The sequence below is a fragment of the Streptococcus parasanguinis genome (assembly GCF_001578955.1).
Classification (GTDB): domain Bacteria; phylum Bacillota; class Bacilli; order Lactobacillales; family Streptococcaceae; genus Streptococcus; species Streptococcus parasanguinis_U.
The window spans coordinates 428,506-436,548 of sequence record NZ_KQ969689.1; the positions used below are offsets into that span (position 1 = coordinate 428,506).

General features: G+C 41.4%; 6 protein-coding genes and 1 pseudogene. All 7 read left to right on the forward strand.

Annotation, left to right across the window (positions count from 1 at the left end; all coding sequences use genetic code 11):
* A partial coding sequence (locus SPADD19_RS02010; RefSeq protein ID WP_241496408.1) for an FtsW/RodA/SpoVE family cell cycle protein occupies positions 1 to 1,056 on the forward strand: 1,056 nt, incomplete at its 5' end.
* A gap of 15 nt (positions 1,057 to 1,071) precedes the next feature.
* Positions 1,072 to 1,623, forward strand: coding sequence for a DJ-1 family glyoxalase III (locus SPADD19_RS02015; protein WP_013903859.1), 552 nt, complete (start codon positions 1,072 to 1,074; stop codon positions 1,621 to 1,623).
* Positions 1,624 to 1,786: 163 nt separating this feature from the next.
* Positions 1,787 to 2,351, forward strand: a pseudogene (locus tag SPADD19_RS02020) (HAD-IA family hydrolase).
* Positions 2,352 to 2,363: 12 nt separating this feature from the next.
* Complete coding sequence (gene gyrB / locus SPADD19_RS02025) at positions 2,364 to 4,313, forward strand: DNA topoisomerase (ATP-hydrolyzing) subunit B (RefSeq protein WP_061455066.1); 1,950 nt, start codon at positions 2,364 to 2,366, stop codon at positions 4,311 to 4,313.
* A gap of 86 nt (positions 4,314 to 4,399) precedes the next feature.
* Entirely contained in the window at positions 4,400 to 6,124 is a 1,725-nt protein-coding gene (gene ezrA, locus SPADD19_RS02030) for a septation ring formation regulator EzrA (RefSeq protein ID WP_061455067.1), read from the forward strand.
* Positions 6,125 to 6,239: 115 nt separating this feature from the next.
* Complete coding sequence (gene serB, locus SPADD19_RS02035) at positions 6,240 to 6,908, forward strand: phosphoserine phosphatase SerB (RefSeq protein ID WP_061455068.1); 669 nt, start codon at positions 6,240 to 6,242, stop codon at positions 6,906 to 6,908.
* Positions 6,893 to 8,008, forward strand: coding sequence for a glycerate kinase (locus SPADD19_RS02040; protein WP_061455069.1), 1,116 nt, complete (start codon positions 6,893 to 6,895; stop codon positions 8,006 to 8,008). The genes serB and SPADD19_RS02040 overlap by 16 nt, the downstream gene beginning before the upstream one ends.
* Positions 8,009 to 8,043 lie beyond the last annotated feature (35 nt).

Sequence of the window (8,043 nt, forward strand, 5' to 3'; positions counted from 1 at the left end):
GTTTGCTTGATTGTCACGATATTTAGCACGAAATTTCTATGGAAAATCACTCCCTTTCTTTACCTACTTGGCTTGATCTTGATGGTCCTTCCTCTTATCTTTTATAATCCAAACTTGGTAGCTTCAACAGGAGCTAAAAACTGGGTGGCTTATGGAAACATCACCTTATTTCAGCCTTCAGAATTTATGAAAATTCCTTTCATTCTAATGCTGTCACGCTCTATTGTCCGATTTTTACAACGAAATAAGGGGCGTGAGCGCTGGTTGCGACAAGATTGGCTTTTGATTCTAGAGTTGACGATCTATACGATTCCTGTCTTTGCCTTATTGGCTCTCCAACAGGATTTGGGAACAGCCTTAGTATTTTTGGCGATCTTTGCTGGCTTAGTCCTGATTTCAGGAGTTTCTTGGAAAATCATTTTACCAGTGGTCTTGTTCATTGTTGGAGGCCTTGCTGGCTTTCTCTTCCTCTTTTTATCAGAAGGTGGTCGTGCTTTTCTTCACCAGCAATTAAGAATGCCAACCTACCAAATCAATCGGATTTTGGCTTGGTTAAATCCTTTTGATTACGCACAAACGACAACCTACCAGCAAGCGCAAGGACAGTTGGCTATTGCTAGTGGGGGCGTGTCAGGCCAGGGATTTAATGTTTCCAATTTATTAGTTCCTGTGCGGGAAAGTGATATGATTTTTACAGTAATAGCAGAAGATTTTGGTTTTGTTGGCTCACTTGTGCTTCTGATTTTATACGTTTTTTTGATTTATCGAATTTTAAAAATCACCCTCCAGTCCAATAACCAGTTTTATACCTATATTTCCATTGGATTTATTATGATGCTGGTCTTTCATATTTTTGAAAATGTCGGAGCAGTGACTGGTCTTCTCCCCTTGACGGGGATTCCCCTCCCCTTTATCTCACAAGGTGGATCGTCTATTATTAGTAATCTAATTGGTGTTGGACTGGTTCTCTCAATTTACAATCATAGTAGCAAAAAGAAAGAGCCAGAGGAAGGGGTGCCAATCCGTAAAAAAGTTGTCCTTAAGAGGGCGCAATAGAAAGAAGGAATCTAGATGAAAAAAGTAGCAACTATTTTAGCAAACGGTTTTGAAGAAATTGAAGCTTTGACCATTGTCGATGTTTTGAGACGAGCTGGTATCGACTGTGACCTCATTGGTATGGAAGAAACGGTCACAGGTTCTCATCAGATCACTGTGGAAGTAGACCGCCTCTGGAATGGAGATCTGTCAGATTATGATGGAATCTTCTTACCAGGTGGGATGCCAGGAGCCGCAAATTTGCGGGATAATCCGGAATTGATTGCAGCCCTTCAAGAAGAAAGTAGGAAGGGAAAAATCATCTCTGCGATTTGTGCAGCACCAATTGTCTTGGCGCGTGCCGGCCTCTTAAAAGAAAAAAACTATACGTGTTACGATGGTTTTGAAGAAGAGATTCAAGATGGGCACTATCAGAAAGAAACAGTGGTGAAAGACGGTAATCTCCTGACCAGTCGTGGTCCTTCAACTGCTCTTGCCTTAGCATATGCCTTGGTAGAGCAATTTGGAGGAGATGCCCAAAACCTTCGTAAAGGAATGCTCTATCAAGACGTCTTTGGAGATGCTTAAAAGAGCTCTTTTGGACACCATTTTTTCTGGTGAAAGATCACATTCTATGACGGAAAATGACTTCTCTTTGGTTTAAAATGAAATGACCGTAAAAAATGGCTAAAATCCCCCTAAATGAGGGTTTTAGCTTATTTTTTTGTCCATTTGTGGTATAATATTGACTATGAATTATCATGATTTTATATGGGATCTTGGTGGGACGCTATTGGATAATTACGAAACGTCCACAAATGCCTTTGTAGCGACATTGAAGGACTTTCACATCCAAGCCGATCATGATTCTGTTTATGCAGCATTAAAAATCTCAACACAGGATGCAATTCAAACTTTTGCACCTCATATTTCCAATTTTCGTACGGAATACAAGAAAAAAGAAGCCTTGGGCTTGCAAGAGCCGGTCTTATTTGAGGGGGCAAAAGAGTTACTAGCAGAGATACAAGCACATGGAGGACGCCATTTTTTGGTATCTCATCGGGATCGCCAAGTTCTGACCCTCATTGAACAGACAGGAATTGCCCCCTTCCTTTACGGAGATTGTAACAGCAGACGAGGGATTTCCTCGAAAACCAGATCCAGCCTCTATGCTTTATTTGAAGGAAAAATATGGCATTCAAGATGGTTTGGTCATCGGAGATCGTCCAATCGATATAGAAGCTGGGGAGGCTGCAGGGCTTTCGACCTATTTATTTGATTCCATGCCACACTTACACCAGTTTATATTTGAATAGAAAAGGGAAATTATGACAGAGGATAAACAGCAAGAAAATCAAGCACAAGAATATGACGCCAGTCAGATTCAGGTCTTGGAAGGACTAGAGGCCGTTCGGATGCGTCCGGGAATGTATATTGGATCTACCTCAAAAGAAGGTCTTCATCACCTGGTCTGGGAAATCGTAGATAACTCGATTGACGAAGCCTTAGCCGGTTTTGCTAGTCATATTGAAGTTTTCATTGAAGCAGATAATTCTATCACGGTTGTCGATGATGGTCGTGGGATCCCAGTGGATATCCAAGAAAAGACAGGTCGACCTGCCGTTGAAACTGTCTTTACCGTGCTTCACGCGGGAGGAAAATTTGGCGGAGGCGGCTACAAGGTTTCTGGTGGTCTTCACGGGGTAGGGTCATCCGTTGTGAATGCCCTCTCCACATCCCTCGATGTTCGCGTCTATAAAAATGGCAGTATCTATTACCAAGAGTATCGACGTGGACAGGTTGTGGATGATTTGAAAGTCATCGGGGAGACTGATCGGACAGGGACAACTGTCCACTTTATTCCAGACCCAGAAATCTTCACGGAAACCACCGAGTATGATTTTGAAAAATTAAATAAACGGATTCAAGAACTAGCCTTTTTGAATCGTGGCTTGCGTATTTCTTTGACGGATAAGCGAGAAGGCCTGGAGCAAGAAAAGCATTACCACTACGAAGGTGGGATCTCTAGTTACGTCGAATACATCAATGAAAACAAGGATGTCATCTTTGAAAAACCAATCTACACAGATGGTGAAATGGATGATATTACAGTTGAAGTAGCTATGCAATATACCACAGGCTACCATGAGACGGTCATGAGTTTTGCTAATAACATTCATACCCATGAAGGTGGGACGCATGAACAGGGCTTCCGTACCGCTCTCACTCGTGTGATCAATGATTATGCTAAGAAAAATAAGCTCTTAAAAGAAAACGAAGACAATCTAACTGGGGAGGATGTTCGAGAAGGCTTAACAGCAGTTATCTCGGTTAAACATCCTAATCCACAGTTTGAAGGACAAACCAAAACCAAACTTGGAAATTCAGAAGTTGTTAAAATTACCAATCGACTCTTTAGTGATGCCTTTTCTGATTTCCTTTTGGAAAATCCACAAATTGCTAAGAAAATCGTCGAAAAAGGGATTTTAGCGGCGAAAGCTCGGGTGGCTGCTAAGCGAGCTCGTGAGGTGACCCGTAAGAAATCGGGGCTTGAGATTTCCAACTTACCTGGTAAATTAGCAGATTGTTCTTCAAATAATCCACAAGAAACAGAACTCTTTATCGTCGAAGGGGATTCAGCCGGAGGATCTGCAAAATCCGGTCGGAATCGGGAATTTCAAGCGATTCTCCCAATTCGTGGTAAAATTTTGAACGTTGAAAAAGCAAGTATGGACAAAATTCTAGCTAATGAAGAAATTCGTAGCCTATTTACAGCAATGGGAACTGGATTTGGTGCAGAATTTGATGTTACAAAAGCGCGTTATCAAAAATTAGTGATCATGACTGATGCTGATGTCGATGGCGCTCATATCCGAACCCTTCTATTGACCTTGATCTATCGCTATATGAAACCAGTCTTGGAAGCAGGATATGTTTATATCGCGCAACCACCGATCTATGGGGTCAAAGTGGGTAGTGAAATTAAAGAATATATCCAACCAGGTGCTAACCAAGAAGCAGAATTAGCTGCAGCCTTGGAACGCTATTCAGAAGGTCGCTCAAAACCAACTATCCAACGATACAAAGGTCTTGGAGAAATGGATGATCACCAACTGTGGGAAACAACTATGAACCCTGAACATCGTTTGATGGCGCGTGTATCTGTAGATGATGCTGCTGAAGCAGATAAAATTTTTGATATGTTGATGGGAGATCGAGTAGAACCCCGTCGTGAGTTTATCGAAGAAAACGCTGAATATAGTACACTCGATGTATAAAATTCAACGAACGCTTCCCATTAATGGATATTTTATGGTATAATTACTAGGATTACGTTCAAGTAATACGATGAAGGAGTTTTTATATGTCTAGTGGACTAATTATTCTCATCATTGTTGTAGCCCTCATCTTAATTGTAGGATATGTGGTTGCAGTGATTTTGAGAAAACGGAACGAAGCCTTACTGGCTGCACTGGAAGAAAGAAAAGAAAAGTTATACAACCTTCCAGTCAACGATGAAGTAGAGGCTGTGAAAAACATGCATTTGATTGGTCAAAGTCAAATTGCATTTCGTGAATGGAATCAAAAATGGGTAGATTTATCCTTAAATTCATTTGCTGATATTGAAAACAATTTGTTTGAAGCGGAAGGCTTTAATAATTCATTCCGTTTCATGAAGGCTAAACAAGCCATTAATAATATCGAGAGTCAGATCCAGCTAATTGATGAAGATATCAAGTCGATCCGCCAAGCCCTCTCTGATCTTGAAGAGCAAGAGCAAAAGAATAGTGGCCGTGTGGTTCATGCCTTGGATATGTTTGAGAACCTACAAAAAGAAGTAACTTCAGATGTAGATCGCTATGGTAGTGCACTTTCTGAGATCGAAAAGCAAGTCGGCAATATTCAGTCTGAGTTTTCACAATTTGTGACTTTAAATTCTTCAGGAGATCCTGTTGAAGCAGCTGAAATCCTTGATACAGCTGAGAGTCACATCGTAGCATTGACACACATTGTTGAACGTGTACCAGAGATTGTCTCAGCTCTTCAGGCAAAACTTCCAGATCAATTAGAAGATTTGGAAAGTGGTTACCGTAAGCTTTTGGAATCAGGTTATCATTTCACAGAAACCGACATAGAATCTCGTTTCCAACAATTGCATGCTTCCTTGAAGAACAATATGGCAAATGTGTCAGCTCTTGAATTAGACAATGCTATTTACGAAAATGAGCAAATTCAAGAAGAAATTGATGCTTTGTATCACATCTTTACCCGTGAAATTGAATCACAAAAGGTTGTGAAAAAGTTGGTGAAACAACTGCCTGGTTATTTGAAACATGCAAAAGATAACAACAGCAACCTTGCAGCAGAAGTGGAACGTCTCGGTAAAACATTCGTCTTGAATGAATCTTTTAGCCAACAGTTAAAAGAGTTAGAAGCTGAGCTATCTTCACAAGAAGACGTGGTTGAGGATGCTTTGAAAGATTCATCGGAAACTCAAAAAGCTTATTCAATCTTGAAAGAAGAGCTAGAAGCAATTGAGGCTCGTTTGAAAGAAATTGAAGATGAACAAATCAACTTAAATGATTCTCTTTCAAAAATTGAGAAGGATGATGCTAACGCTCGCCAAAAAGCGAATATCTATGCGAATCGATTGCATGCGATCAAACGCTATATGGACAAGCGTAACTTGCCAGGAATCCCTCAAGAATTCTTGGAATTATTCTTCACAGCAAGCAATAATACAGAAGCTTTGATGGATGAATTAGAAGGCGAAAAGATTAACATTGAATCAACCAATCGTTTGTTAGAGATTTTGACTAATGATATGAATGAATTGGAAGAAGCAACGTATCGAATTGTACAAAATGCTACTTTAACGGAGCAGTTGTTGCAATATTCAAATCGCTATCGTTCATTTGATGATCATGTTCAAGCAGCTTTTGATGAGTCACTTTATATTTTCGAAAGAGAATATGACTATGCGGCTTCCTTTAAAGTGATCTCAGATGCTTTAGAGATGGTAGAAGCTGGAGTGACTGATCGCTTTGTAACTTCATATGAAAAAACAAGGGAGCAAATTCGCTTCTAATAACAGAAAAATGACCTTTTAGGAGGTCATTTTTTTACAATCTTCAAATGATCAGTGAAACTTGAAATTTAAACCCTATTTTTGTATAGTAAGGGAGAAATAAGAAAGGAAAGCGATGAAAGAAGTAATAGGTCTTCTCGTTATGGATGTAGATGGAACCTTGATCCGACAGGAAGGGATTGATCTACTAGCTCAAGTTGCTGGAGTGGGGGGAAAAGTTGCAAAGATTACAGCACAAGCAATGAATGGAAAGTTGGATTTTGCAACATCTTTAGAGGCGCGTGTCGCTTTATTGAAAGGATTAGAGACCTCTATCTTTCCGAAAATTTTGGAGCAGATTGAAGTCACACCGGGAGCAGATCGCTTGATCACGGAACTTCATCAAAGAGGTTACAAGGTTGGCCTTGTTTCAGGGGGATTTCATGAAGTCATCGATCCCATCGCGAGGTCTTTAGGAATTGATCTTGTCCGAGCCAACCGTTTGCAGACTTCTGATGGCCGTTTGACAGGGGAAGTCCTCGGTGAGTTTGTGACTCCTGAAATGAAAAAAGAATCCCTCCTGACATGGGCGAGAGAAAATCATGTCCCAAGAAGTCAGACGATTGCTATGGGAGATGGTGCCAATGATCTTCTGATGATTGAAACAGCTGGTATCGGGATTGCCTTTATGGCAAAGCCAATCGTAGCTGAGCGAGCCCCATATCGTATCGAGAAGAGGGATTTAAGCCTTGTTCTTGAAATTTTAGACAAGTATAGAAAGGAAACAGCATGCATATCTTATTAGCACCGGATTCATTTAAAGAATCCTTATCTGCCAAACAAGTAGCAGAAGCTTTAAAAAAAGGGTTTCAAGAGGCTCTACCAGATGCGACTTTTGACCTCCTTCCCATAGGAGATGGTGGCGAAGGGACCATGGAAACCCTAGCTGGAGTTCTGAATGTAACGGAGTACCAAACTCAAGTAACAGGACCATTTGGACAGCCCGTTTCGATGTCTTACTATCAAAAAGATGAGATGGCTTTTTTTGAGATGGCTTCTCTTGTCGGTTTAGGTTCGATTCCAGCTGAAAAACGAAATCCTCTTGAACTAGAAACACGAGGAATTGGTGAGCTCATTTTGCAATTGGTTGACCAAGGGGTTAAAACGATCTGTGTGGGAATTGGTGGTTCTGCGACGAATGATGGTGGGATTGGGATGGCAGCTGGACTTGGGGTAGCCTTCTATGATGATCAAGGCCATCTGCTTCGTCCTGTTGGGGCTTCGCTCGGTCGTGTGGCTAGAATAGATACCAGTGCGGTTCCAAAAGCTTTGCAAGACATCGATCTCCAAGTCTTAACAGATGTAACCAATCCTCTCTGTGGCAGTCAAGGGGCAACCTATGTTTTTGGTGGGCAAAAAAGCTTGAATCCCCTTCTGTTTCCAGCTGTCGACCAGGCTATGAAGGATTTTTACCAATTAGTAGATGCACGAATATTGTCCATGGCTGGCTCCGGAGCTGGAGGTGGCATGGCTGCTGGCTTGGTCGCTTTTGCAGGAGGGAAGATTTCTTCAGGAATTGAGAAAAGTTTGGATCTAATCGACTTCGATCGTAAGGTTCAAAAAGCAGATCTGGTCGTCGTGGGAGAAGGTAGGATGGATCTCCAATCCCTTTCTGGGAAAGCTCCTGTTGGGGTGGCCAAACGAACACCAGAAAAGATACCAGTGATAGCCATTTGTGGTAGCTTAGCAGAGGATTTGCCTACGTTTCCTAGTCAAAACATTGATGCTGCCTTCTCTATCGTACTTGGGCCTTGTGAGGTAGCAGATGCACTCGCTCATGCTGAAAGAAATCTGATTTCCTGCGCTCGAAATATAGGGAACCTTTTGAAAATGAAAGCAAACTAAAAAACCAATGGAAAGGAGATGTTCCCTTCCATTGG